Below are 25,863 nucleotides of genomic sequence, written 5' to 3'. Positions count from 1 at the left end.
GTTATGAGTGACGAAAAAGATCAGGATCAGTCACCCGAAGAAGAATTAGATCCTCAGAAACTTGCTGATGAAGTAGCGGGTGGTATTGAAGAGGCCAGCGGCGAGGAAAGTGCAGCGGAAGGTGAAGAAGATGATCAGGCGCTGGCCGATGAGTGGGCCGCTGCCATGGAAGAAGCGGGAGAAACAGATGAAGAAGAACCTGAACCAGAGCCTGACCCTGTAAAGCAGATTGAGCTTGATGAACTGCAGGATGAAGGTCGCCCTGGTGGCAATGGTGATAATCCGGAGCTGGAGGTCATCCTCGACATCCCGGTTCGTATTTCAATGGAAGTAGGTGCGACCAAAATACCTATCCGGAATCTGCTGCAGTTAAATCAGGGCTCTGTTGTAGAGCTTGATCGCCTTGCTGGTGAGCCATTGGATGTACTGGTGAACGGAACCCTGATTGCGCACGGTGAAGTTGTCATGGTTAACGATAAATTTGGTATCCGCCTGACGGATGTGGTGAGTCAGAGTGAACGTATACACCGCCTGCGCTAAATTTTTACTCTTGCTGCCCGGCATGGCGTTCGCTGAAGAACAGGTGACGCCTATGCTGCAAGCGACACCGATGGCCAGTGCTGGAAAGGTCGTGCTTTTCCTGATCCTCATACTTGGCCTTATTGTGGGTCTGGCCTGGCTGGTGAATAAAACCCGCGTTGGTCAGTGGACAGGCGGTGCTCAACACCTGAAAACACTTGCGGTACTACCCTTAGGGCAGCGCGAAAAAGTGGCCATTATTCAGGCCGGTGAACAACAGCTTGTGATTGGTATTACACCGCACGGCATTAACACGCTGGCAACGCTGGACCAACCGATTGATGTTGCAGAAAATAAGCCCGCTGATTTTGCCGATATTCTGAAGAAGGCTGTACGCAAATGAAGACTCTGATGCGTTGGCTGCCTCTGTTTCTTATGATGCCGGCGTTCGCCTTCGGCGCGGACCCTGCGGCCCCGGTAACTGGCCCTGGCGGTATTCCTGCCGTTGTTTATACCGCTAATGACAACGGTGGTCAGTACTCAGTTACTATCCAGATCCTTGTATTAATGACGCTACTGACGGTATTACCGTCGCTGCTCATTATGATGACGTCATTTACCCGAATTATTGTTGTATTAGCGATTCTCCGACAGGCCATTGGCCTGCAGCAGACACCGTCGAATCAGGTACTTCTTGGCCTCTCGTTATTTCTGACGCTGTTTATCATGATGCCGGTGTTCCGCATCGTAAATGCGGACGCGATTCAGCCATATCTTGCCGAGGAAATTGCACCGCTTGAAGCGTTAGAGCGAGCCGCAGTCCCGATGCATGAGTTTATGCTGGCGCAAACACGTGAGACAGATCTTGATTTGTTCGTACGTATCAGTGGTCGTACTGATATTGCAGGTCCGGCAGAAACACCAATTCATATCCTGATTCCGGCGTTTATTACCAGTGAGCTGAAAACGGCGTTTCAGATTGGCTTTCTGATATTTATTCCGTTTCTGATCATCGACCTTGTCGTCGCCAGTATTCTGATGGCCATGGGTATGATGATGCTGTCGCCCATCATTATTTCGTTGCCATTTAAAATTATGTTATTCGTGTTGATTGATGGCTGGGCATTGATCATGGGTACTTTGGCGAATAGTTTCGGAACGATATAGGCAGGGTCTTATGAAAACGTCACCAGCGACAGGAGGCGAGAATGTCTGAAGCGATTATCGGCGATATTTTTACCAATGCACTCTACATCGTGCTGGCCATTGTTGTTGTCATTATTGTTCCCAGTCTGATCATTGGTCTGATGGTAAGTACTTTTCAGGCTGCCACCCAGATTAACGAGCAGACTTTGAGTTTCCTGCCGCGTTTAGTGGTTACCTTGCTGGCGATGATTATGTTTGGCCCCTGGGCTGTCAGCGCGGTGCTCGACTTTACGCGTGAAATTTATCTCAATATTCCCTTCCTGATCGGCTGACCCGTGATAGAGTTTGAGGCACTCGATATCAGCCATTGGATTACCCGATACGTGTATCCCTTTGCGCGGATATCCGGTCTCTTGATGGTGATGCCCCTGATCGGTACCCGCATGGTATCAATGCGGGTACGTCTGCTTCTTGCCGTTGCTGTCACTTTGGTTGTCGTGCCTCTGTTACCGCCGATTCCTAAGGTCGAAGCTATCTCCCTTGCGTCTGTCATTATTATTTTGCAGCAACTGCTTATTGGCGTTTTGCTCGGATTTGTAACCGAGCTGCTGATGCAGGTGTTTGTGATTGCAGGGCAATTGATCGCGATGCAGACCGGCCTGGGTATCGCCACCACGGTAGACCCCAGTCAGGGCGCATCGGTGGTCGTTATCTCGCAGTGGTTTCTGTTTATGGTCAGTCTGGTATTTCTGTCATTGAACGGGCACCTGGTGCTTATTGAAATACTGGTCGACAGTTTTCGCTCAATCCCGATTGGTATGGCCAGTTTTTCTGCTGAGCAGTTCGGACTACTGGTCAATTGGAGTGGCTGGATGATTGCTGCCGCAGTGGTGATTTCTCTACCTGCCATGACTGCTTTGCTGATTGTGAACCTCGCGTTTGGTGTCATGACGCGGGCGGCCCCACAGCTGAATATTTTTGCACTCGGTTTTCCTGTAACCATGATTGTCGGGCTGTTAATTATGTGGCTGGACATTGATGAGATGGCATCCAGCTTTCATGGCTACATGGATGTTCTCTTCGAGTTCCTGAAGAAGCTGATCACTCTCTAGAGGTTGTTATGGCAGAGCAGGATAGTAGTCAGGAAAAAACAGAAGAACCCACCCCCCGGCGCCTTCAAAAAGCGCGGGATGAAGGTCAGGTTCCCCGATCTAAAGAACTCGGCACCACCATGGTACTGGTCATGGGGGCTGCTGGCTTACTGATGTTTGGCCCATTCATGTCAGAGCGTATCGCTGCGATGGCCAAACATTCTTTTTCTTTCGATCGTGATACCGCGTTTGATACCGGTATGATGACGTCGTATCTCGATGCATCAGCACTAGAAGCGGCGATTGCTCTCGCACCTTGGCTGGTAGTGGTATTGATCGCCGCGTTCGCGGGCCCGCTTCTAGTCGGAGGGTGGTTATTTTCGGGCAAAGCCATCACGCCCAAACTCGACCGCTTAAATCCGCTCAGTGGCCTGAAGCGGATGTTCTCTGCCAACTCTCTGGTTGAACTGTTTAAGGCATGGGCGAAAGTGCTGGTCGTCGGTACCGTCGCCTGGTTGACGCTTCTGTTCTTTTTTCAGGATGCGATGCGCATTCAATACGAGAGTACCGAATCAGCGATTGATCACGCTATTACGATTATCATCTGGAGTGTACTGGCACTGTGTGCCTCGACGGCACTGATCGCGATTGTTGATGTGCCCTGGCAGATATACAGCTTCACGAAAAAGATGCGTATGTCGATGCAGGAAATTAAAGACGAATATAAAGAAACCGAGGGTAAGCCCGAGGTTAAGAGCAAAGTTCGTCAGTTACAGCGTGAAGTTGCGCAGCGCCGGATGATGGCCGATGTGCCAGAGGCAGACGTTGTAATTACTAACCCAACTCACTACTCGGTTGCGCTACGCTACGACGCGGGCGCCAGTGCTGCGCCTGTGTTGCTGGCGAAAGGTTCAGATCGGGTTGCTTTAAAAATCCGTGAAATCGCCAAAGAAAATAACGTACCTCAGATGCAGGCACCGCCATTGGCTCGTGCCCTGTACACCCACACCAAAGTCGGCGATGAAATACCAGAGGGGCTGTATGTCGCCGTGGCGCAGGTACTGGCGTATATCTATCAGATGGATCAGTTCGCTAAGGGGAAAGGGCCGAAGCCTGAACGTAAGCCTGACATGCCAATTCCTCGTGATCTGAGAGTCGACCCAGATCCTTCATAACTTAAAAAGTTCGATAAAAATGACTGTCTGAATTAAAACGGGAACACTTCTTGCGATACCCAGTTGGTAGAACATTTTTTTGACGGGTATCTAAATGGCAGCGGCCTCCGGAAGCAATGTAGTCGGACAACTGAAGAGCGGAGCCTCAATCCTTATGCAGGGCAACCTCGGCATTCCAGTCATGCTGCTGGTGTTGCTGGGCATGATGACGTTGCCTCTGCCGCCGTTTCTGCTGGATACCTTTTTCACCTTTAATATTGCTTTATCTATAGTCGTATTACTGGTCAGTGTTTATTCAAAACGCCCATTAGATTTCGCCATTTTCCCGACCATTCTCCTGATCGCGACATTGTTGCGTCTGGCACTCAACGTCGCCTCAACCCGTGTTGTGCTCCTGTATGGCCATGAAGGTGGTGATGCCGCGGGTAAGGTGATTGAGGCGTTTGGTGAAGTGCTGATCGGCGGTAACTATGCCGTGGGTCTGGTGGTCTTTATGATTCTGATGATCATCAATTTTGTGGTGGTGACCAAAGGTGCTGGCCGTGTTTCAGAAGTGAGCGCGCGCTTCACATTGGATGCTATGCCCGGTAAGCAGATGGCCATTGACGCTGACTTGAATGCTGGCCTGATTGAGGCCGAAGAGGCGAAAAAACGTCGTTCAGATATTGCCGCAGAAGCGGACTTCTACGGTGCTATGGACGGTGCCAGTAAATTCGTAAAAGGTGATGCGATCGCTGGCATTCTGATTCTGATCATTAACGTGGTGGGTGGCTTTGCCATCGGTATGGCTCAGCACAACCTGACGTTTGGTGATGCAGTATCTGCGTATACGCTGCTGGCGATTGGTGATGGTCTGGTTGCCCAGATTCCATCACTGCTGCTGTCGACTGCAACCGCCATTATGGTCACTCGTAATGGTGGCGATGAAGACATGGGACAGCAGGTCTTTGGCCAGATGTTTGGTTCTTCCCGCGCGCTGGCTGTGTCTGCCGGTCTACTTCTGTTAATGGGGGTTGTTCCGGGAATGCCACACACGGTATTTATCAGCGCCGCTCTGGTGGCTGGCCTGGCTGCCTATGTTATTCGCTGGAATAAAGAAGGCGGTGAGCTGGGCGATGCAGTCGTGCGACGATTGGGTGGAAAGCCGAAAGATACACCGGCGCTTGAAGGAGCTGGCGCTGGCGCAGGTAATGCCTTAGCAGCGCCGCAGGAAAAAGCTGCCGAGGCAATGAAGCAGCTGGAAGTTAAAGAATTGGGCTGGGACGACGTGGAGCCCGTAGATCGCGTTGGGCTTGAAGTGGGTTATCGCCTGATTCCGCTGGTGGATAAAAACCAGGGCGGGCAACTACTCAGCCGCATTAAAGGCGTTCGTCGCAAACTGTCGCAGGAACTTGGCTTTCTCATTCCGTCGGTACATATTCGCGACAACCTTGATCTGTTGCCCAATCAGTACCGAATCACCCTGATGGGTGTCACGCTGGCGGAAGCAGAAATTCATCCTGAGCGGGAGCTGGCGATTAACCCAGGCCAGGTATACGGCAAAATCGAAGGTATGGCGACGACCGACCCAGCCTTCGGTATGGAGGCCTACTGGATCACCACAGATTTGAAAGACCGTGCGCAAACGCTTGGTTATACCGTCGTCGATGCCAGCACCGTGGTTGCGACGCATATGAATCAGAAATTACAGACTCATGCTCATGAATTGATCGGTCATGAGGATGCTCAGCATCTGGTCGATATGCTGGCGAAGACATCTCCGAAACTGGCCGAAGAATTGGTGCCCAACAAAGTCAGCATCAGTCAGCTTCTCGCGGTCCTGCAAAACCTGCTGCGTGAGCAGGTGCCTATCCGGGATTTGCGTTCTATCGCCGAGTCTTTGGCGAACTCTCCGGCTCAGAGTCAAGATATTGCCGCTCTCGTTTCTGCCGCTCGTTTGGCTCTGGCCCGCATGATTACTCAGAATATCTTCGGAAATACCGACGAATTACCGGTTATGACGCTGGATCCGGGGCTGGAACAATTATTGCTGAAAAGCTTACAACAGAGTGCTCAGCAGGGTAGCCAACAGGGGCTGGTTCTTGAACCAGGTATGGCAGATACCTTGCAACGCTCACTGAATGAATCGGTGCAGACACAAGAAGCGGCAGGCCGCCCAGCGGTGCTTCTGGTGACTTCGCAATTACGTCCGGCGATGTCGCAGTTCGTCAGGAACAGTATTCCGCAACTGCACGTACTGGCTTACCAGGAAGTGCCGGACAACAAGAGCATTACGATTGTTGCTGCCGTTGGTGGCAAGTCGTAACGAGGCTGAATTATGAAGGTAAAACGTTTCGTCGCAGACAACATGCAGCTGGCACTGAAAATGGTGTCGGCTGAGCTGGGCCCGGATGCGGTTATTGTATCTAGCCGACGCCTGGATAACGGCATGGAAGTTGTGGCCAGTAGCGAGATGCTGGGAGAGATCGATTCGGCAAAACAGAGCGAACTGGATCGTCAGCTGCGCCTTCAGCGTGAGCTGGAAGCGGCGAAGCAGGCAGCACGGGCGAGTGCCGCTCAGCGTCAGGAATATGCAGCTGACACTGCGACGCGTTATGCACCTCAGCAAAGAGATTCTCAGCAAGCGTCAGCTCAGGTGAGTCGCACTGAAGCGGATGTGGCAGCCGCTACCCGACTGGCGGAGCAGGCTGTTGAAGCGCGTAAACAATCAGAAGAAACCTACCAGACCCGCCTCCAGGAAATGCAGGGTGAACTGCGCGAGCTGAAAGACTGGCTGGTCAGTCATCAGGGCAGTGCGTGGGATACCCGTCGCCCTCTGACCTGGCAGCAGTCGCAGTTGTGGCAGCGTTGTCAGGATATTGGTCTTGAGCCAGCGTGGGCGGACAGGGTGGTCAGCATGAGTGATCAGAGCGGTGACCTTGAACAGGCCTGGAAATCCGCCTTGGGTGTCATCCAGAGCGACTTGCCGTTACTGCCTCAGGGCGTACTCGAAAAGGGCGGAACCATCGCCCTTGTCGGTCCGACCGGTGCAGGCAAGACAACTACTTTGGGCAAAATTGCTGCGCGATTTGTTCAGCGCCATGGGCCAGACTCGGTCGCCTTCGTGACGCTTGATAATTATCGCATGGCAGCGCATGACCAGTTGCAGGCGTTCGCCCGGATTCTGGGTGTCGAGATGAAAGTGGTGTTGCAGAATGGTGATCTGGTGAAAACGCTCAGCACGCTGCGCAAGAAGAAACTGGTATTGATCGATAGTGCCGGACTTGCCAGTCAGGACCCACATTTTTCGTCACAGTTGTCTATGCTTAAACAGACTGGTCGTGATGTTCGTAAGTTTCTGGTGCTGCCTCTGACAAGTCAGGCGCGTTGCCTTCAGGAGAACTACGAGCACTTCAAGCCAGCGGGGCTGGATGGTTGTATTTTCACCAAACTGGATGAGTGTTTCAGCCTGGGGGCTGGCCTCAGTGTTGCCGCTCTGACCCGCTTGCCACTGACCCTGATTACCGACGGTCCTCACATTCCGGATGATCTGCATTACCCGGATGCATCAAGACTGGTCAACCTTGCTGAGCAAATGGCGCGGATGGCAAGAACGCGCTGGCAGGCGGCAGAAGCAATGAACATGGCAACACAACAGAAAAGCTTTCAACACGGAGTTTAATTGAAGATGGCGAGTCATCCTGTACAGGTCATAGCAGTCACCGGCGGTAAAGGCGGTGTTGGCAAAAGCAATGTCTCCGTAAACCTTGGTATTGCCCTGTCTGAAATGGGCCGACGTGTCGTCATCCTTGATGCCGACCTCGGACTGGCAAATATCGATATTCTTCTCGGTATCAGCTCGAACAAGACAATTGAAAATGTGCTGCAGGGCGAGTGTGACCTGAGAGAAGTTCTGGTCAAAGGCCCCGGTGGTATCAGAATTGTGCCTGCCTCTTCGGGGACCCAGAAACTGTCGCAGTTGAATCCAATGGAACATGCCGGGCTGATTCAGGCGTTCAGCGATATCGGCGACGATATTGATGTACTGATCATCGATACGGCAGCGGGGATTTCAGATACTGTCCTGAGTTTTGTCCGGGCGTCACAGGAAGTACTGGTAGTCGTGACTGACGAGCCGACTTCGATCACGGATGCGTATGCTCAGATTAAACTTCTGAACCGCGATTACGGTCTGTTCCGTTTCCGTGTCGTTGCCAATATGGTGAAGTCACCGCAGGACGGTATGGCCTTGTTTGCCAAGCTGACCAAAGTCACTGATCGTTTTCTTGATGTTGCTATGCAATACGTTGGCGCAGTTCCTTCTGACGATGCGGTTAAGCGAGCGGTACAGCGTCAGAAGGCGGTAATTGAAGCCTATCCACGGTCAAAAGCAGCGACGTCTTTCCGGGCGTTAGCCAAGAAAGTAGACAGCTGGCCGCTGCCATCCACGCCACGCGGACATCTTGAGTTCTTCGTGGACCGGCTGGTTGATCAGGTAGGAGCATGACGGGTGTCGACGGGAAGTTGTCTGGTGTACTCCGACGTTCAGAATACTAATTTCGACGATCTGGTCCGGGAACACGCGGGTCTGGTGAAGCGGATTGCTCATCATCTGATGGGACGCTTACCGGACAGTGTGCAGGTAGATGACCTGATCCAGTCGGGCATGATCGGTTTGCTTGAAGCTGCGCGTAAATACGATGGCGGCAAAGGCGCGAGCTTCGAAACCTACGCCGGTATCCGGATTCGTGGGGCCATGCTCGACGAAATACGCAAAGGTGACTGGGCACCCCGTTCAGTGCATCGCAATGCCCGCCGTATCCAGGATGCGATTAAACAGGTTGAAGCAGTCAAAGGTCGTGATGCCGACGACAGTGAGGTTGCGGCTGTCCTTGGTATAAGCCAGGACGAGTACCACCAGATACTGAAGGATAGTGCGGGTTGTCGTCTGTTCAGCTATGAAGAGTTGCTGGAAAACGACAGTTCTCCCGATCTGATGGATGACTCCACCCCCGGGCCCGGAAAAGGCATGGAGAGGGATGCATTTCGTCGCCAGTTGGCGGAAGCCATTTCAGGCCTGCCAGAGCGCGAGCAGCTCGTTCTTGCTCTTTACTATGACGAAGAGCTGAACCTCAAAGAAATTGGCGCTGTATTAGGCGTCAGCGAGTCTCGCGTGAGTCAGCTGCACTCTCAAGCCACACACCGTTTACGCGCGCGTCTGAGTGATTGGGCCTGATTTTTCCCTACCGGCGCATCCAGCGCTTTCAGACCATATCAGACGCCGTCATTATTCTTTTCTATTCTTTCTCTCTCTTTCTGGATAAACCGCTAACTGGGTCTAAACTTAATTCAGGACCGGCTTGGTTTGTAAAAGTCGTATATTGGAGGTCGTTTTGGACAAGAACATGAAAATTCTCATTGTGGATGATTTTTCAACAATGAGACGTATCGTCAAAAACCTGCTGCGTGATCTTGGTTTCACCAACACTCAGGAGGCAGACGATGGCACAACAGCGTTGCCGATGCTGCAGAATGGCGACTTCGATTTTCTGGTCACCGACTGGAACATGCCAGGGATGACAGGCCTGGATCTTCTCAAGCATGTGCGGGAAGACGAGCGCCTTAAAACTCTGCCAGTTCTGATGGTGACTGCGGAAGCCAAGCGCGATCAGATCGTTGCAGCGGCACAGGCAGGCGTGAACGGATACGTCGTTAAGCCCTTCACCGCGGCAGTACTTAAAGAAAAAATCGATAAGATTTTTGAACGCGTCGAAGGCTGATTAAAGGTAGCGCCATGGTGGATGTAAACCTGGACAATAAGGACAACCAGGTCGGCTCGGAGATACGCTCGCTTGCGGAGAATATGCTCGAACAGCTCGAGCAGGGAGATCTCGGTAAAGCAGTTGCTCTGGTAAACGACCTCAATCAGTTGCGTGATCGCACACTGTATAACGAGATCGGACGACTGACCCGTGCCTTGCATGAGTCGATCAAGAATCTGAATGTCGATACGGTTGGCGCCGCTTCTGATATTACCGAGACAACCGATAAGCTGACGTACGTTCTTGAAATGACGGATAAGTCAGCCAATCGCACGATGGATATCGCCGATGCCGGCGGCCCTTTGGCGGGCGCTATGGGCGATCGGGCAGCGGAACTTTCTGCTCGCTGGAAACGATTTATGAAACGCGAAATGAATACCTCCGAATTTCGCGAACTCAGTCGTGATATTGATGAATATCTTTCCAGCAGCGTTAAAGATTCGTCGGAAATAAAGAAACAGTTTTCTGAAATTGTCCTGGCTCAGGACTTTCAGGATTTGACCGGGCAGGTCATTCATAAAGTGATCAATCTGATTCGCGATGTGGAAGGACGCCTGGTCACACTGGTCTCGATGGCAGGGCAGGTTGATCAGATCACTGGCATCAACCATGAGTTTGAACAAAGCACGCCGGCGCCTGATAAAGGCCCGGATATTAACCCTGAAGGTCCACAGACCGATAGCAAAGCCGATGGTGTAGTGAGTAGCCAGGATGATGTCGATGATCTGTTGTCGAGCTTAGGGTTCTAGAGGAGCGGTTGAATGAGTTTCGATGCTGATGAAGAGATTCTCCAGGACTTTCTCGTAGAGGCGGGAGAAATCCTGGAACTGCTGTCAGAGCAGCTGGTGGATCTGGAGAACAGTCCAGACGATAAGGATCTCCTGAACGCAATCTTCCGTGGATTCCATACGGTAAAAGGCGGTGCTGGCTTTTTGCAGTTGAACCCTCTGGTGGATTGCTGCCATGCGGCCGAGAACGTGTTCGATACGCTTCGTAATGGCAAACGATCGGTGAATGCAGACCTGATGGATGTGGTTCTCAGTGCTCTGGATACCGTTAATGAAATGTTTGACTGTGTGCGTTCTGGTGAAATGCCAGAGCCCGCAGAGCAGAGCTTGCTGGATAATTTGCATCATCTGGCATTGCCTGAGGACGAAGCCCCAGCAGTTGAAGCTGCTGCAGTGGAAGAATCAGTAGTCGAAGAAGCTGAAGCGCCTTCTGCAGAAGGCACTTCAGCGGATGCGGACAACGGCGACATCACCGATGATGAATTTGAGCAATTGCTTGATGCGTTAGATGAAAAATCTGATGCTGCATCTGCTGCTACGGAGGCCCCTGCTGCCGCACAGAATACTGGTGATGATGACAACCTTTTTGGTGGGGATGATCTGTTCGACACCGACAGTGGACCTGTTGCATCAGCGTCTGACGATGAAATCACAGAAGATGAATTTGAAGCTCTGCTGGATCAGATTCATGGAAAAGGTAAGCCCGGCGATTCGTCGGCATCGAATAAGCCAGAAGCTCCGGCACCTGATGAACCAGAAAAAACAGCTACTCCAGAGTCGCCTGCTGCGTCAGTGCCATCGGCGGGGGGCGGTGACAGCGATCTGATTACTGATTCTGAATTTGAAGAATTGCTTGACCGCTTACACGGAAAAGGTAAGCCCGGTGCAACAGACATAACGGCATCACAGGGCTCATCTGCGGCAGTAGCTAACCCTCCTGCTGCGAAAGCGCCAGAAGAAACCGGCGCTAAAAAGCCTGAAGCAGCAACGCCGAAGCCAGCAGATACACCGGCCGCTAAGCCTGAGGCAGCAAAACCTGCGGCTAAATCTGCCGCTCCTGCTGCGTCCTCTGCACCCAAAGCGAAGCCGGACGCTCGCAAGAACGAAAAAGAGGCCATGGCCGAGGCGACTGTCCGTGTTGATACTAAGCGTCTCGATGACATTATGAACATGGTGGGTGAGCTCGTACTGGTGCGTAACCGCCTGGTTCGTCTGGGACTCAAGAGCAGCGATGAGTCGATGGCGAAAGCGGTCGCCAATCTGGATGTGGTCACAGGTGATCTTCAGTCGTCCGTGATGAAGACGCGGATGCAACCGATCAAGAAAGTCTTTGGGCGTTTTCCCCGTGTTGTTCGGGATCTTGCGCGACAGCTTAAGAAAGAAATTAACCTCGAATTGCGTGGTGAAGAAACGGATCTGGATAAAAACCTGGTGGAAGCACTCGCAGATCCACTGGTTCACCTTGTACGTAACTCGGTAGACCACGGCGTTGAGCAACCAGATGTGCGCGAAGCCAGTGGCAAAAGTCGCGTGGGTACGGTCATTCTCTCAGCAGAGCAGGAAGGCGATCATATTCTGCTACGGATTCAGGATGACGGTGCCGGTATGGACGCTGATGTCCTGAGACGCAAGGCGGTAGAAAAAGGTGTTATGGATCAGGATGCCGCAGACCGCCTGACAGACAATGAATGTTTTAATCTTATTTTCGCGCCGGGCTTTTCCACTAAAGAACAGATATCCGATGTTTCTGGCCGTGGCGTGGGAATGGATGTTGTTAAGACAAAAATCACACAGCTTAACGGTACGATATCGATTGATTCGTTCAAAGGTGAAGGTACAACGATCAGTATTAAAGTGCCTTTAACGCTCGCGATTATGCCGACGCTGATGGTGATGCTGAAAGATCAGGCCTTTGCCTTTCCGCTTGTGAACGTAAATGAGATTTTCCACCTGGATCTTACTCAAACCAATGTCGTCGATGGGCAGGAAGTTGTGGTTGTGCGTGAGCGTGCAATTCCACTGTTTCATCTCAAGCGTTGGTTGGTGAAAGGCGAGCAGTTTGCGAAAGCAGACGAGTCCGCTCATGTGGTAGTGGTCTCGGTAGGTACAAACAAAGTTGGTTTTGTCGTAGATCAGTTAATTGGTCAGGAAGAAGTTGTTATTAAGCCACTCGGAAAAATGCTCCACGGTACCGCTGGGATGGCTGGAGCAACCATTACGGGTGATGGCCGCATTGCTTTGATCCTTGATATTCCAAGCATGCTGACGCGTTATGCAACGCGACAATCGAGCGCGGCCTGACACAGGAAGTATTATGGCTTTAAAAGTTCTGGTGGTGGATGATTCAGGTTTTTTCCGCCGCCGGGTGACAGATATTATCAATGCCGATCCTCGTCTTGAGGTGATTGGCGTAGCTGAAAACGGGCTTCAGGCCATTGAGCTGAATGACAAACTGAAACCTGACGTAATCACCATGGATTACGAGATGCCTGTCATGGATGGCATCACTGCAGTACGAAAAATAATGGCATCGACCCCGGTGCCAGTTCTGATGTTTTCATCATTGACCTTTGAAGGTGCCCGGGTAACGCTGGATGCCCTGGACGCTGGGGCCGTCGATTTTTTGCCGAAGAATTTCGATGCTATTGCCCGCAACGCAGCCTCTATCCGTAAGTTACTTGCCGAAAAAATTATTGCCGTAGCGAGGGGGCAGCTGAAGGGTACCGCGCAGGTTTCAACCTCCCCATCTCAACCTTCACAAAAAAAGACGCCCACTGCGGCAGGGGCGAACGAGCCGGTGCCGCGTCATCTTGAACTGGTGGTCATTGGTACGTCCACCGGTGGCCCTGCTGCTCTGCAGAATATTTTCAAGAGTTTGCCCGCAGGATTTAACAAGCCCATTATTATCGTGCAGCACATGCCTGCTTCGTTCACCGCAGCGTTTGCTGAGCGGCTGAATAATCTCAGTGCGTTAAGTGTCAAAGAGGCAGAAGAGGGTGATATTTTAAAACCGGGTCACGTTTATGTTGCACCTGGGGGCAAGCAGCTGATCGTTGATAAACGCCACGGTGGATCGATTCATATTCTGGAAAGTGACGAGCGGGTAAGCTATCGGCCGAGTGTCGATATTGCTCTTGCTTCTGCAGCAAAACATTACGGTAGTAAGGCGTTAGGCATCGTCTTGACGGGGATGGGAGCAGATGGACGTGAAGGAGCCCGGTTACTCAAGCAGTCGGGTGGGCACTTGTGGGCCCAGGATGAACAGAGCTGTGTTATATATGGAATGCCGATGGCTGTGATCAATGCAGGGTTAGCTGATCGTGTCCTTCCGCTTAATGATGTTAGTAAGTTCATGAGTCAGCTCTGACTCTGTCTGGAACTCCACTCACACGGCAGGCTTTTGCCGCTTCTTTCTGTGCTATGCATAATCTGGGTTGTGCTCATTAGCTCATTGCCTGACAACCACCGTTGCAGGTGAACTTCTGACCGTAAATACCAGTTTATTTTAAAACTGACATGATATTTGCTTAGTTTCTGGTAGGGCATTGAGATTCATGCGATAAGCAGACATTCTGCTTTGAGCGGAGAGGAATACTATTGTGAAAATCTGGTCGATATCCAATCAGAAAGGTGGGGTGGGTAAAACGACATCGGTAGTTTCTCTGGGTGGGCTGTTGGCTGACCAGGGGCACCGTGTGCTTCTGGTAGACCTCGACCCCCATGGTTCTCTGACCAGTTACTTTGGCCAGGACCCGGACGGTCTTGAAAGAAGTCTGTATCACTTATTCTTTGAGCAACGCTGGCGCAATGTGGATTACATCCGCGATACATTGAAGGCAACCAGCTTGCCGAATGTTTCTATGCTTCCTGCGACAACCTCCCTTGCCACTCTTGAGCGGCAGGTAAGTGGTCAGGACGGTATGGGGCTGGTACTCGCGAGGAGCCTGGCGCAGCTCTGGGATGATTATGACTATGCCTTGCTGGATACTCCGCCTATTCTGGGAGTCCTGTTAGTCAACGCTCTTGCTGCCTGTCAGCAGCTGGTTATCCCAACACAGACTGAACACCTGGCGCTCAAAGGTCTGGAGCGAATGGTGCATACCCTTAAAATGGTCATGAAGTCACAAAACCGTGAGCTGCCATATACAATCGTTCCGACGCTGTTCGATCGGCGTACATCCGCTTCATTAACCAGCCTTAAAGAAATGCGACGTACCTATCAGGGAGCGTTATGGGATGAAGCAATTCCAGTGGATACCCGGTTGCGTGATGCCAGTCATGAGGGAATATTCCCCCACCAGTTAGATCCGAATACTCGTGGCGTCCGGGCGTATCGCCATCTGCTTGCCCAATTAAGTGGAGAGAAACGCTGAAATGTCGGGGAATACGGATGTCTTGATGGGGTACTTTGACAGTCTGTTGACGACAGTCGATGAGGACCCGAGAAAAGCCATCGTCAGCGACCTGCTCGCTGGCGCTGCGGCACAGGCGCCTGAGGAAGAGTACAAACCGGTCGCGACCGATACCATTGCTTTGGGAATGCGGGTTATTGCATTAAAGCCACCGCTGAAAATTAATGCAGTAGCGATCAACCGCATTACCGCTTTGCGGTTGCTGCATGTCGTTCAGACGATTCCCCCCAGCCGGCTGAAACTTCACGTCCTGTCGTGTTGCGCAGGTGTCCTCGATGTCTGAAAGCCAGCTGACGGACGACAAAGTCACTGCGCAGGAAGCCAGTACTCTTACTAAAGAAAATCAGGTTGATGGTGTTCTCCAGAACTATCTCGACCAACTTCTGATTGTCGCTACAGAAGTATCTGTGGTGACTGAAACAGCAGCTGCAACAGAGCCTGTGGTGGTGAACGATGTCGATACATCGGAGATTACCGGGACGCTGATGGAAGAAGCGTCACTTTCGCTTCAGCCGGAGGTAGTCACAGATGAAATTCAGGACTGGGACCCATACGCCCTTGATCCAGAAGTTAAGGTTGAAGAGGCATCCCCAGAGGCAAATATTGTTTCGCAGGAGCTACAGACCAGCGTCACCGTAGAAGACGAGATCGCCACCGTTACGAAAGATAAAAAGAAGTTGCTGTGGGATTCGAGTCAGGGTGTCGAGTGTCTGTTGTTCAGTGTTGCTGGTTTAAAGCTCGCGATTCCTCTTTCCCAGTTGGGGGGCGTGTACCCAGCTGAAAACATGAAAGTAACGCCACTGTTTGGTCAATCCGACTGGTCTCTGGGGGTATGGCAGAGCGATACCGACAAATTGACGATCGTCGACAGCGCCAGATTGATTATGCCAGAGCGCGGCATATCTTTACGTGAATCTGGATACGAATACCTCATTCAGCTGGATCGTACGCCTTGGGCGCTCGCTTGCGAAGGTATTTGCGACACTATTACACTGGTTTCTGAGTCAATTAAATGGCGCGGAGACGCAAGCAAACGCCCTTGGCTGGCGGGCACTGTCATTTCAGAGATGTGTGCTTTGCTGGATGTACCCAGCCTGGTCGATCTTCTTGAGTCTCACTTGAAGTCGAGGCAAGGCTGAACCCCTGAAAAGCCGCTGTAAACCAGCGCTTTACCCGGCTTTGGGCTCTCTTTTTTTAAGTTACAAATTTTCCTTCATTTCGGCTGGTACACTTTGTGCTCTGATCTATAGTTAAGAAAGGTTTGTAGTGTTTTTGACACTGTCAGGCATCGGCCTTTCTTAGCGAGGATGTTTTATGTCAGCAATTGCCGCTAAAAGTGCGGAAGATCCGGTACTCCAATGGGTAACCTTCCGGCTTGAAAACGAGAGTTACGGTATTAACGTGATGCAGGTTCAGGAAGTACTGCGTTATACCGAAATAGCACCAGTACCCGGGGCGCCACCTTATGTACTGGGCATCATTAACCTGCGGGGTAATGTCGTCACTGTGATCGACACCCGACAGCGTTTTGGCTTGCCGACATCGGACACCACAGACCAGACTCGTATCGTCATTATCGAGGCAGAGAATCAGGTCGTGGGCATTCTCGTGGATGCGGTGGCTGAGGTGGTTTATCTACGTCAGTCAGAAATCGAAACCACTCCGAATGTCGGCAATGAAGAAAGCGCCAAGTTTATTCAGGGTGTCTGCCATAAGAACGATGAACTTCTTATTCTGGTGGATCTTGAAAAACTGATGACAGATGAGGAGTGGACAGAACTTCACGGTCTATAGGGGTCTGTCATGCTAACACTGACGCTGGTTCATTGGTTACTCATCGGAAATTTCACTGTTTTGCTGGCAGCGGCAGGATTTATCGTCGCGCTGCGTAAACAGCAAAGCAGGGAGACACAGCAGCTGGAGGACAAAATCCTCCAGCTGCAGCAGGGGCAGGAGGCCATCAGCAAAAGTGCAATTGGTCTCGGCCGTCGGATGAAGCAGGTGGAGGCGAAAGCGGCAGCGGCAGACAAGCGTCCCGCAGCAGCCCCAGATGCACGTTTTGAACAGGCCTCCCGTCTTGCCGGTATGGGCGCGTCAGCGGATGATCTTATCGACTCCCTCGGAGTGGCGAGAGCAGAAGCCGAATTGCTTGTATCTATGCGGCAGAGTGCAAGCGCCTGATGGTTGAGACCTCGCTAACACTTCAGCGGATTTTCACATTTAATATGTGAACCGGTTACGAATCTCAACGTGAAAGGCCACGCCGCCTCAGAAAGCTCTTCTATACTTACTGATACTGCCTTTTTGATGAACAGAAAGGTGTTAGCGTCAGCGAGGAGGGGTATCGATGAAATACCTGCTATCGACGATCATGGCTGTGGCACTTGTAGCTGTGACGGATCAACCTGCTGTACACGAGTATGACAGATCGGTTCAATGGCACGCACAGGTCCTGAAGAACACGATGTTTTCTGAGCACACTCCGGGATTCAATGACCTGTATATGATTGAGACGCCTGACAAGGGCCGTCAGATCGTCATCTACTGCAACCCATCGTATTGCTACAAACTCCGGGGTCACCACCTGACTGCATAACTGTCGACTGCTTGCTTATCAGTCTCTGAACAGTCAGGTACTGCCCCCTTGCTCTTATGCGCCCGCTGCGAACAGAGCGATCACGCAGGCCAGACCAGCGGCCCACACGAGTGTGCGTAATGCAGCCAGATTTGCCAGATACATTGCACCGTACACGATACGGATACCAATAAACGCAATCGCCAGAGTATTGATGTAATCTTGTTCTGCACCGGTCAGGTGAGCAATGATCACGGCAGCAGCGAACATCGGGAACGCTTCGAAGCTATTCAGCTGAGCCCAGTGGGCACGTTTGCGGAAACCTTCCTGTTTTTCAAGAAACTCGCGCGGCGAGTAGTTGTTGTAACGTCCACCGCTGAATTTAGCGATACCTGTAAAAAGGAATGGCATCAGTGCGGCTGCCAGCACGCACCAGTAGGCGAGAGTCATAGTATTTCCTTGTTCTGATAAAAATTGGCTCTCAACGGGCGTGCTCTCTATGTATTAGCAAGCCTTAGTCTGAAGCCGCGACAGGGCAATCCTGAAGACTGTCTTCAGGCGCTTCCGGGTCAAAACAGTAGCCACCGAGTGGAGAAGCGACAAGGTCATTTGCGGCAGAGAAGCCGTGTCGCACCGATTCCCGTCGAGGTTTGGCGTTTATGCCCTGTATCTCCTCGTAGGCTGTCCAGATTTCCTGATGAACAGATTCAGCAGACGCAGCATAGCGGGTGACTTCTCTATCAGCCTGATCAAGGATGTCGGGGAAATAGTGAAGAGCAGTACCTGTGAGTACACCGCTGATTATAATACCGGCAGTGGTCTGCAAGGTTGAAAAGCCTGCAGAGGCACGGAGTGAAAAGTGCACGATGGCTGTCCCTGATGTGAAGTGGTTATGATTCCAGTTCACCGACCTTAACGGATCTCTCTCAGGTGGCCAATGGCACATGCAGGCCGGAGCGCCCGCATGTCGCATTAGTCAGTTTAGCGATAGCTGATACCCAGGCGATCATAGAGAAAACCGACCACCCAGGCGGGGCCAATCAGTAAGAACTGAATGTCTTTGAAAAACGACGGTTTTTTACCCTCTATGTGGTGCCCGACGAACTGCATAATCCAGAGAATCACAAAGGCAATAACACTGGTCAGCCAGAGCGGTGTGTCTGTCATTTGTTCATAGACGACCGGAAACAGAAGGCAAAGCAGGGTAAATACTCCAAGTCCTTTTGCCAGTGGTTTAGACAGTCTTACATAGAAAGTCATAGTGACCACTGCGCCCAGGACTGCCCAGTTAACCAGTGGTATAGCTGCCAGCCAGTCAGGCTGCGGAATTTCCCATAACAGGGCAAAAATCACCAGATAGATCAGGGGTACACAGAACCAGTGGATCAGTTTGTTCAGTGGGTTCTGATGGCTTTCACCATACTCAGCGAACCATTGGTCAACAGTTTTACGGCTCATCGCAGTCTCCGTTTGTTGTTATTATGCTCAGTCTACGTCAGCCCTCGGGTTTTATCTTGTCATTGCAGGTCAGAGGTTTGTTCTAAGCAATCATTATGACGACAGAAAGGAAATCATCGCAGTTACGTGTGTCGGCGCACTGGCTGACCGTTCTACTTCAGGGCTTTCGCTCTCTGGGCATTTCTGCGGATAGCGTATTGCAGGAAGCGCGTATTATGCCGGGCGAATTGTCAGAGCCTGACGCGCGTATTGATCTGGAGCGCACTCTGTTGTTCTGGAAAGCCGCCGCAGCAGCGACAGATCAGCCGTTAGGCCTGCGGTTAGGCGAGTACCTTACGCCACTGCATTTTCCTCTATTGGCGATGAACCTGATGCATAGCCGGAGTTTGCTGGAGGCATTAGGCATGGCAGAGCGTTATTCGTCGGTCATCAGTGAAGGCGGACGTTTTTCTCTCAATCAGGATAACGGCCAGATGCATGTGATCTATCTGCCGGGCGACAGGTCGTTCAGTCGTGATCAGATAGACACCGTACTCCTGTTACTCAAGAAGTTCGGCGAGTGGCTTTACTGCCGCCCGGTACCGCCGGTCAAAGTGCTGCTGGGTTTTACCGTCGACGAGGCGGAGGTTGAAGAATACGAACGTGCTTACGGTTGTATTCCGGAATTCGGAGCAGATAAACATGCCCTGGTCTACGACGTTGCATGGTTTCAGAAGCCACTGCCTGGTGGTGAACCAGCACTCGCCGGTATGCATCAGCAATTGCTGGATGCCCAGTTAAAGCGAATTCAGCAACCTGAAGTGAGAATCCGAGTGGAGCGTTGCCTACAGGAGGCTGTGCATCTTGCCACTGACCGTGAGGAAGTTGCCTCACGCTTATATATGAGCGTCAGTACGCTACAGCGTCGCCTCGTTGAAGCCGGAACCAATTTTCAACAGTTACTGGATGCCGAACGTGAGCGTCGGGCGACGCAGTTGCTTAGGGGAACAGACGTACCGATTGCCGACATCAGTGCTCTGCTGGGCTTTGCCGACGGCAGCGCCTTCAGCAAAGCGTTTAAACGCTGGCAGGGGATGACTCCCCTGCAGTATCGTCGTAGTGACTGACTTCTGTTTTGAAATTACAGAGCATCCAACGCTGCGATCAGGTCGTCGTGATGGGTTTTAGTTTTGACTTTTTCCATGATGTGGACGAGCTTGCCGTCTTCATCAATGATGAAGGTAATACGATGAACGCCCATAAACTCGCGCCCCATAAACTTTTTCATGGCCCACACGCCGTACTTCTCAGCGATGGCGTGATCTTCATCTGAAAGCAGGTCGAAATTCAGCTCATCGCGATCAATGAACTTCTGCAGGCGCTTCGGAGCGTCCGGGCTAAGACCCAGAACAACCACATTACGGTCGTCCAGCTCTTTCTGGGTATCGCGCAGACCACAAGCCTGAACGGTACAGCCTGGTGTCATAGCTTTCGGGTAAAAATAGAGTACGACTTTTTTACCTTTAAGGTCGCTGAGGGCAACCTCTTCTTCGCGTTGATTCAGGGTGGTGAAGTCTGGAGCTGGTTGACCCAGTTCTGGGAAGTCGAGTGCCATAGTGTCCTCTGTATAAAAAGTGTATAAGAATTTATAAAGGCTACCGGAAGGCGGCGATTGAATGCAAGACTCTGAACTATTGAAGTTTCAGGGCCGACTTCGGTATACAGCAGCAGGGCAGAATTTCATCATCATCAATCCATGCCATAGGCTCTTCAATATAGTGAACATCGCCTTCAACTAAGCGCACCCGGCAACTGCCACAGTAGCCTTCGCGGCATTGATATTCGATATGAATATCCTGAGCTTCGAGAGATTCCAGCAAGGTGTTTGCGTGCTGGAAACGTGCGTTACGACCGTCCGCGAATGCCACTTCAAAGATAGGTTTTTCCATGCCTTCAAAGATGGTCTGCGGCGTTGGCTCAGGAGATTCTGCGAGCAGATCAAACAGGTCACCCTGCTCGAGTACGGTATCTTCTTTGGGGAGCGATCTGGTAGTGGCGGGAAGGGGCAGTTCGCCCAGATCCATTTCCAGCTGAGTGGTGCTGCCACCGGTCAGTTCCATTTCGGTCTGGGCGTCAGAATAAAATGTTCTCGAACTGGCCCAGCGACGGCGGCCGATACGGGCCGCCCTGCGTGCGTTGGTCATGGAATCAGGGATTACAGGTCAAAGTCACCGAAGTCTGCAGTATCAACTTCACTGTCAATCGCACCTACCAGGTAAGAGCTGATTTCAGCTTCCTGTGGTGCCACCTGAACGTTATCACTGTTCAGCCAGGCGTTGATCCACGGGAGTGGGTTGTTACGCACTTCAAAGATCGGGTCGAAGCCGAGAGCGCCGATACGCTGGTTGGTAATGTATTCAACGTACTGGCTCAGGATGTCTTTGTTCAGACCGATCATTGAACCGTCTTTAAACAGGTAGTCGGCCCATTCCTTTTCCTGCTCGGCTGCTTCGTGGAAGATGCCAATGACGTCATCGCGGCACTCTTCAGCGATTTGTGCGAACTCGGCATCGTCTTTACCGCGCGCCATGATTTGCAGCATGTGCTGAGTACCGGTCAGGTGCAGGGCCTCATCACGTGCGATCAATTTAATGATTTTCGCGTTGCCTTCCATTTTCGCACGTTCGGCAAACGCGAATGAGCAGGCAAAGCTGACATAGAAACGAATCGCTTCGAGTACGTTCACCGAAACCATTGTCAGGTACAAACGGCGCTTCAGCTCGTGCAGGTTCACATCAATGGTTTCACCATTCACTGTGTGCTTGCCTTCGCCGAGCTGCTGATAGTAGTTACTCAGTTCGATAAAGTCGTCGTAGTACTTGGTTACCGAAATTGCACGGCGGACGATGTATTCGTTTTTGGTGATGTCATCGAAGACAACAGCCGGATTCGGGACAATATTCCGCACGATGTGCGTGTAAGATCGGCTGTGGATAGTCTCACTGAAAGACCAGGTTTCAATCCAGGTTTCGAGTTCTGGCAGAGAGACCACAGGCAGTAAAGCGACGTTTGGAGAACGGCCCTGAACGGAATCCAGCAGTGTCTGATACTTCAGATTAGAGACGAAGATATGCTTCTCGTGCTCCGGAAGATCCATAAAATCTTTGCGATCGTTGGTCAGGTCGACTTCTTCCGGGCGCCAGAAAAAGGACAGCTGCTTTTCGATCAGGTTTTCAAAGATCTTATGCTTCTGCTGGTCGTAACGTGCAACGTTGACGGGCTCGCCGAAAAACATCGGCTGCTCAAAAGTATCAAACTCGTTACGGTTAAAAGTTGTGTAAGCCATTCGCTGTTTTAGTCTCGTGCTATGGGCGCAGCCCCATAGCCGCGCCCCTTAATAAATCAGATTTTACACGCACCACCGGCGCAATCGCCGTCTTCCTGTACAGCTTCTTTCTGCGGGTCTTCCATACCGTCACGGGTGTTGTGGTAGTACAGTGTTTTCACACCGTTACGGTATGCGGTCAGCAGGTCTTTCAGCAGTTGCTGCATCGGTACTTTGTTGCCTGGGAAGCGGGACGGGTCATAGTTTGTATTCGCCGAGATCGCCTGGTCGACAAACTTCTGCATGATACCGACCAGCTGCAGATAACCCTGGTTGTCCGGGATCTGCCACAGGAGTTCGTAGTTTTTCTTCAGGTTCTCATAATCAGGCACAACCTGCTTGAGGATACCGTCTTTGCTCTGCTTAACGCTGATGTAACCACGTGGCGGCTCAATACCGTTGGTCGCGTTACTGATCTGCGATGATGTTTCGGATGGCATCAGGGCTGTCAGTGTTGAGTTACGCAGGCCGGTATCGACGATGTCTTTGCGCAGTGTTTCCCAGTCGTACTGAAGAGGTTCTTCACAGAACTTGTCGACATCTTTCTTGTAAGAGTCGATTGGGAGAATCCCCTGAGCATAAGTCGTGTCGCTGAACGCTTCACACGCGCCTTGCTCTTTCGCCAGCTGGTTCGATGCGCGCAGCAACCAGTATTGAATCGCTTCAAAGGCGCGATGAGTCAGGCCGTTGGCTGAACCGTCTGAGTACTTAACACCATTCTTCGCTAAGAAGTAGGCGAAGTTAATCACGCCAACACCCAGAGTGCGGCGTGCAAGGCTGGCGCGCTGAGCTGCAGGTACTGGATAGTCCTGATAGCTGAGCAGGCTGTCGAGCGCACGCACGATAAGATCAGAAAGATCTTCAAGTTCGTTCAGGTCGTCGATCTTGCCCAGGTTAAACGCGGCGAGAGTACACAGGGCGATTTCGCCACTCTCGTCGTTAATGTCGTTCAGCGGCTTGGTTGGCAGTGCAATCTCGAGACAGAGATTTGACTGACGCACTGGCGCTTTCTTCGGATTGAACGGGCTGTGGGTATTACAGTGGTCCACATTCTGAATGTAGATACGGCCGGTACTTGCACGTTCCTGCATCATCATTGAGAAAAGGTCGACCGCCTTGATGGTCTTTTTGCGGATGCTGTCATCAGCTTCGTACTTGGTGTAGAGCTGCTCAAACAGTTCCTGGTCCTCAAAGAAGGCGTCGTAAAGCCCAGGAACATCACTCGGTGAAAACAGGGTGATGTTGCCATTCTTGATCATGCGTTCGTACATCAGCTTGTTCAGTTGAACGCCGTAATCGAGGTGACGCACGCGGTTTTCTTCAACGCCGCGGTTATTCTTCAGAACCAGCAGGTTCTCAACCTCGTAATGCCAGATCGGGTAGAACAGAGTCGCTGCTCCGCCACGCACACCACCTTGAGAACAAGACTTAACTGCCGTCTGGAAGTGCTTGTAGAACGGAATACAACCGGTGTGAAATGCTTCGCCGCCACGGATCGGGCTGCCAAGTGCACGGATGCGCCCGCCATTGATGCCAATACCCGCACGTTGTGAAACGTACTTAACGATGGCACCGGCTGTTGCGTTGATGGAATCCAGACTGTCGCCGGCTTCGATCAGTACACACGAGCTGAACTGACGGGTCGGGGTGCGCACACCGGCCATGATAGGTGTCGGCAAAGAAAGCTTGAACGTAGAGACGGCATCGTAAAAACGCTTGATGTAGTCGAGACGGCGCTCTTTATCGTACGACGAGAACAGACATGCAGCGATCAGGACATACAGGAACTGAGCACTTTCGTAGACTTTGCCCGTTACACGGTTCTGGACAAGGTATTTCCCTTCAAGCTGCTTTACTGCGGCGTAGCTGAAGTTCATGTCGCGTGAATGATCGATGAATGCGTCCATCGCCGCGAATTCTTCTTCGGTGTAGTCCTCAAGCAAATGCTTGTCGTAACGCTCGCCTTCAACCATCGCTTTCACATGATCAAGGAGCGCTGGTGGCTCAAAGCGGCCGTAGGATTTCTTACGCAGGTGGAAAATGTTCAGGCGAGCGGCCAGATACTGGTAATCAGGGGCTTCTTCTGAAATCAGGTCGGCCGCGGCTTTGATCAGGGTTTCATGAATTTCTGAGGTCTGGATGCCATCGAAAAACTGAAGATGAGCACGCAGCTCAACTTCTGACACAGATACCTTCTCCAGCCCTTCTGCAGCCCAGGTGACAACTTTGTGGATCTTATCGAGATCAATCGGTTCCTGACTGCCGTCGCGTTTGGTGACTCTGAGGGTAGCGTTCATGTTTTCTGTGCCTGTATTCAAGGGGAATCTACTCCATCTTTCCCTGACGGCGCCGGTGTCTTAATGCTTGACATTCCGGTTGTTTTAACTGCGGAAGCGCGCTAAGTCTCTGACGTCATGTAGGTTTTTTACTTCGCCACAAGATAATGCGCCCAGTGGGTGAATTCAACCCCATATCTTGTGTTGTTTCGGCACTATTGGACAGCTCGTATTGTGGATAAGTTGTGCGTATGTGGTGGACATGAAGGGGGTAAGCGACGCCAGCCCAGTCACCGCCTGATGGGCGACTTTTCTGAGTGCTAAAACGGCCGTTCTGATATAAATGTCGACTGTTACTGTGCAACAAAGCGTAACAGCGTCTAAAGTTATCTATAGTTAAGATAGTGGCGTTGCTGTGGCTGTTTCAGCTGAGCACAGGTTCCCAGAGTGGAACATTCGATTGTTAGGAATGGTAGGTCTTCATGTTAAAGCACGAAAATACACAGAGCCCCGAGGAAAACTGGCGAATCCTGATCGTTGAGGACGATGAGCGACTCGCTGCCCTGACCAAGGATTACCTGGAAAGCAATGGCCTGATTGTGACAGTAGAGGGCGATGGTAGCCGTGCTATTGACCGTATCAAGTCGGAGCAGCCTGATCTGGTCGTGCTGGATCTGATGTTGCCAGGCGAAGACGGCCTGGCAGTGTGTCGTATTGTTCGCCCGCATTATAAAGGGCCGATTCTGATGTTAACGGCACGGACTGAAGACCTTGACCAGGTTCTGGGTCTTGAAATGGGTGCTGACGATTACGTCGCTAAGCCTGTCCGCCCACGTGTTCTTCTGGCCCGTATTCGCGCGCTGTTGCGCCGCGTTGGCGACGGCGTAGAGGAAGTGGAAGAAGAAGGCAGCTCATCATCGCGTCTGACGTTCGGTAACCTGGTTGTCGACAGTTCGATGCGTGAAGCCTGGCTGGAAGGTGAGAGTATCGACCTGACCAGTGCCGAATTTGATCTGTTGTGGCTGCTCAGTAGTAACGCCGGACGGGTTCTGACCCGTGAAGAAATTTTTAACCAGTTACGTGGCATTGAATATGACGGCCAGGATCGTTCCATCGATGTGCGTGTCTCGCGGATTCGTCCGAAGGTGGGTGATGATCCAATGAACCCTAAGCGTATTAAGACGGTACGTAGCAAAGGCTATCTGTTCGTCAAAGAGCTCTGACCCGTTACAGGAGTAAACGGCTATTTTTATTCGGG

Annotated in this window: 29 protein-coding genes; 22 read left to right on the top strand and 7 right to left on the bottom strand. The window is 51.6% G+C overall.

Annotated elements, in window-relative coordinates; translation table 11 throughout:
- Positions 1 to 3 precede the first annotated feature (3 nt).
- The 20 genes from fliN to B3007_RS07440 all read left to right on the top strand — a co-directional run bounded on the left by fliN (position 4) and on the right by B3007_RS07440 (position 17,528).
- A complete protein-coding gene (gene fliN / locus B3007_RS07535) occupies positions 4 to 540 on the top strand; it encodes a flagellar motor switch protein FliN (RefSeq protein ID WP_068442312.1) in 537 nt (178 codons plus the stop codon).
- On the top strand, positions 515 to 922 hold the full coding sequence (fliO, locus tag B3007_RS07530; protein WP_084188740.1) for a flagellar biosynthetic protein FliO: 408 nt from the start codon (positions 515 to 517) through the stop codon (positions 920 to 922). The genes fliN and fliO overlap by 26 nt, the downstream gene beginning before the upstream one ends.
- Positions 919 to 1,686 (top strand): flagellar type III secretion system pore protein FliP, encoded by a 768-nt coding sequence (gene fliP / locus B3007_RS07525; protein ID WP_348655064.1) that lies wholly within the window; start codon positions 919 to 921, stop codon positions 1,684 to 1,686. Before fliO ends, fliP begins: the two co-directional genes overlap by 4 nt.
- A gap of 41 nt (positions 1,687 to 1,727) precedes the next feature.
- The gene (locus tag B3007_RS07520) at positions 1,728 to 1,997 is read left to right on the top strand and encodes a flagellar biosynthetic protein FliQ (RefSeq protein ID WP_297532873.1); all 270 of its coding nucleotides are present in this window, start codon (positions 1,728 to 1,730) and stop codon (positions 1,995 to 1,997) included.
- 3 nt (positions 1,998 to 2,000) lie between these two features.
- Positions 2,001 to 2,777, top strand: a complete 777-nt coding sequence (gene fliR / locus B3007_RS07515; RefSeq protein WP_301378901.1) for a flagellar biosynthetic protein FliR — start codon at positions 2,001 to 2,003, stop codon at positions 2,775 to 2,777.
- 8 nt (positions 2,778 to 2,785) lie between these two features.
- A complete protein-coding gene (gene flhB / locus B3007_RS07510) occupies positions 2,786 to 3,931 on the top strand; it encodes a flagellar biosynthesis protein FlhB (protein ID WP_297532876.1) in 1,146 nt (381 codons plus the stop codon).
- 94 nt (positions 3,932 to 4,025) lie between these two features.
- Positions 4,026 to 6,236, top strand: a complete 2,211-nt coding sequence (flhA, locus tag B3007_RS07505) for a flagellar biosynthesis protein FlhA (RefSeq protein WP_414716218.1) — start codon at positions 4,026 to 4,028, stop codon at positions 6,234 to 6,236.
- Positions 6,237 to 6,248: 12 nt separating this feature from the next.
- Positions 6,249 to 7,592: a flagellar biosynthesis protein FlhF gene (flhF, locus tag B3007_RS07500; protein ID WP_301378903.1), complete on the top strand. Its 1,344-nt coding sequence runs from the start codon at positions 6,249 to 6,251 to the stop codon at positions 7,590 to 7,592.
- Positions 7,593 to 7,598: 6 nt separating this feature from the next.
- Positions 7,599 to 8,417, top strand: coding sequence for a MinD/ParA family protein (locus tag B3007_RS07495; RefSeq protein ID WP_076514917.1), 819 nt, complete (start codon positions 7,599 to 7,601; stop codon positions 8,415 to 8,417).
- Positions 8,418 to 8,438: 21 nt separating this feature from the next.
- On the top strand, positions 8,439 to 9,146 hold the full coding sequence (locus B3007_RS07490; RefSeq protein WP_302473559.1) for an RNA polymerase sigma factor FliA: 708 nt from the start codon (positions 8,439 to 8,441) through the stop codon (positions 9,144 to 9,146).
- Positions 9,147 to 9,303: 157 nt separating this feature from the next.
- Positions 9,304 to 9,690: a chemotaxis response regulator CheY gene (gene cheY / locus B3007_RS07485; RefSeq protein WP_068440287.1), complete on the top strand. Its 387-nt coding sequence runs from the start codon at positions 9,304 to 9,306 to the stop codon at positions 9,688 to 9,690.
- Between the two features lie 14 nt (positions 9,691 to 9,704).
- Positions 9,705 to 10,481, top strand: coding sequence for a protein phosphatase CheZ (locus B3007_RS07480; RefSeq protein ID WP_068440228.1), 777 nt, complete (start codon positions 9,705 to 9,707; stop codon positions 10,479 to 10,481).
- A gap of 12 nt (positions 10,482 to 10,493) precedes the next feature.
- Entirely contained in the window at positions 10,494 to 12,821 is a 2,328-nt protein-coding gene (locus tag B3007_RS07475; RefSeq protein ID WP_301378906.1) for a chemotaxis protein CheA, read from the top strand.
- A gap of 13 nt (positions 12,822 to 12,834) precedes the next feature.
- Positions 12,835 to 13,887 (top strand): protein-glutamate methylesterase/protein-glutamine glutaminase, encoded by a 1,053-nt coding sequence (locus tag B3007_RS07470; protein WP_301378908.1) that lies wholly within the window; start codon positions 12,835 to 12,837, stop codon positions 13,885 to 13,887.
- Between the two features lie 232 nt (positions 13,888 to 14,119).
- Positions 14,120 to 14,893, top strand: coding sequence for a ParA family protein (locus B3007_RS07465; protein ID WP_301378909.1), 774 nt, complete (start codon positions 14,120 to 14,122; stop codon positions 14,891 to 14,893).
- A gap of 25 nt (positions 14,894 to 14,918) precedes the next feature.
- Entirely contained in the window at positions 14,919 to 15,215 is a 297-nt protein-coding gene (locus B3007_RS07460) for a hypothetical protein (RefSeq protein WP_301392218.1), read from the top strand.
- Entirely contained in the window at positions 15,208 to 16,071 is an 864-nt protein-coding gene (locus B3007_RS07455) for a chemotaxis protein CheW (protein ID WP_301378913.1), read from the top strand. The genes B3007_RS07460 and B3007_RS07455 overlap by 8 nt, the downstream gene beginning before the upstream one ends.
- A 175-nt stretch (positions 16,072 to 16,246) precedes the next feature.
- Positions 16,247 to 16,726: a chemotaxis protein CheW gene (locus B3007_RS07450; RefSeq protein WP_068440243.1), complete on the top strand. Its 480-nt coding sequence runs from the start codon at positions 16,247 to 16,249 to the stop codon at positions 16,724 to 16,726.
- A 9-nt stretch (positions 16,727 to 16,735) separates the two neighbouring features.
- Complete coding sequence (locus B3007_RS07445) at positions 16,736 to 17,113, top strand: DUF2802 domain-containing protein (RefSeq protein ID WP_068440245.1); 378 nt, start codon at positions 16,736 to 16,738, stop codon at positions 17,111 to 17,113.
- Between the two features lie 166 nt (positions 17,114 to 17,279).
- Positions 17,280 to 17,528 (top strand): hypothetical protein, encoded by a 249-nt coding sequence (locus tag B3007_RS07440; protein ID WP_068438491.1) that lies wholly within the window; start codon positions 17,280 to 17,282, stop codon positions 17,526 to 17,528.
- 54 nt (positions 17,529 to 17,582) lie between these two features.
- Here the strand turns inward: B3007_RS07440 and B3007_RS07435 are convergent, their stop codons facing one another.
- From B3007_RS07435 to B3007_RS07425, 3 genes are all read right to left on the bottom strand, one after another.
- Positions 17,583 to 17,957, bottom strand: coding sequence for an MAPEG family protein (locus tag B3007_RS07435; protein ID WP_068438495.1), 375 nt, complete (start codon positions 17,955 to 17,957; stop codon positions 17,583 to 17,585).
- 64 nt (positions 17,958 to 18,021) lie between these two features.
- Entirely contained in the window at positions 18,022 to 18,372 is a 351-nt protein-coding gene (locus tag B3007_RS07430; RefSeq protein WP_068438334.1) for a hypothetical protein, read from the bottom strand.
- 116 nt (positions 18,373 to 18,488) lie between these two features.
- Positions 18,489 to 18,965, bottom strand: coding sequence for a DUF962 domain-containing protein (locus tag B3007_RS07425; protein ID WP_068438338.1), 477 nt, complete (start codon positions 18,963 to 18,965; stop codon positions 18,489 to 18,491).
- A gap of 95 nt (positions 18,966 to 19,060) precedes the next feature.
- Here B3007_RS07425 and B3007_RS07420 point away from each other — a divergent pair, with 95 nt between their 5' ends.
- Positions 19,061 to 20,071 carry an AraC family transcriptional regulator gene (locus B3007_RS07420; RefSeq protein WP_068440247.1) on the top strand — a complete coding sequence of 337 codons (1,011 nt, stop codon included), beginning with the start codon at positions 19,061 to 19,063 and terminating at the stop codon, positions 20,069 to 20,071.
- Positions 20,072 to 20,085: 14 nt separating this feature from the next.
- On the opposite strand, the gene bcp is transcribed toward B3007_RS07420, so the two are convergent.
- The 4 genes from bcp to nrdA all read right to left on the bottom strand — a co-directional run bounded on the left by bcp (position 20,086) and on the right by nrdA (position 24,626).
- Positions 20,086 to 20,559, bottom strand: coding sequence for a thioredoxin-dependent thiol peroxidase (gene bcp, locus B3007_RS07415; protein WP_068440249.1), 474 nt, complete (start codon positions 20,557 to 20,559; stop codon positions 20,086 to 20,088).
- 76 nt (positions 20,560 to 20,635) lie between these two features.
- Entirely contained in the window at positions 20,636 to 21,148 is a 513-nt protein-coding gene (yfaE, locus tag B3007_RS07410; protein WP_297532895.1) for a class I ribonucleotide reductase maintenance protein YfaE, read from the bottom strand.
- Positions 21,149 to 21,159: 11 nt separating this feature from the next.
- The gene (gene nrdB, locus B3007_RS07405) at positions 21,160 to 22,290 is read right to left on the bottom strand and encodes a class Ia ribonucleoside-diphosphate reductase subunit beta (RefSeq protein ID WP_068440251.1); all 1,131 of its coding nucleotides are present in this window, start codon (positions 22,288 to 22,290) and stop codon (positions 21,160 to 21,162) included.
- Positions 22,291 to 22,346: 56 nt separating this feature from the next.
- The gene (gene nrdA / locus B3007_RS07400) at positions 22,347 to 24,626 is read right to left on the bottom strand and encodes a class 1a ribonucleoside-diphosphate reductase subunit alpha (protein WP_301378916.1); all 2,280 of its coding nucleotides are present in this window, start codon (positions 24,624 to 24,626) and stop codon (positions 22,347 to 22,349) included.
- A 461-nt stretch (positions 24,627 to 25,087) separates the two neighbouring features.
- On the opposite strand from nrdA, the gene B3007_RS07395 reads away from it, so the two are divergent.
- A complete protein-coding gene (locus tag B3007_RS07395; RefSeq protein ID WP_068440255.1) occupies positions 25,088 to 25,828 on the top strand; it encodes a response regulator in 741 nt (246 codons plus the stop codon).
- Positions 25,829 to 25,863 lie beyond the last annotated feature (35 nt).

The organism is Thalassolituus sp. UBA675 (genome assembly GCF_002297765.1).
GTDB lineage: Bacteria > Pseudomonadota > Gammaproteobacteria > Pseudomonadales > Oceanobacteraceae > Thalassolituus.
The sequence above is the reverse complement of the archived record's forward strand: the minus strand, read 5'-3'. Positions and strand labels throughout refer to the sequence as shown.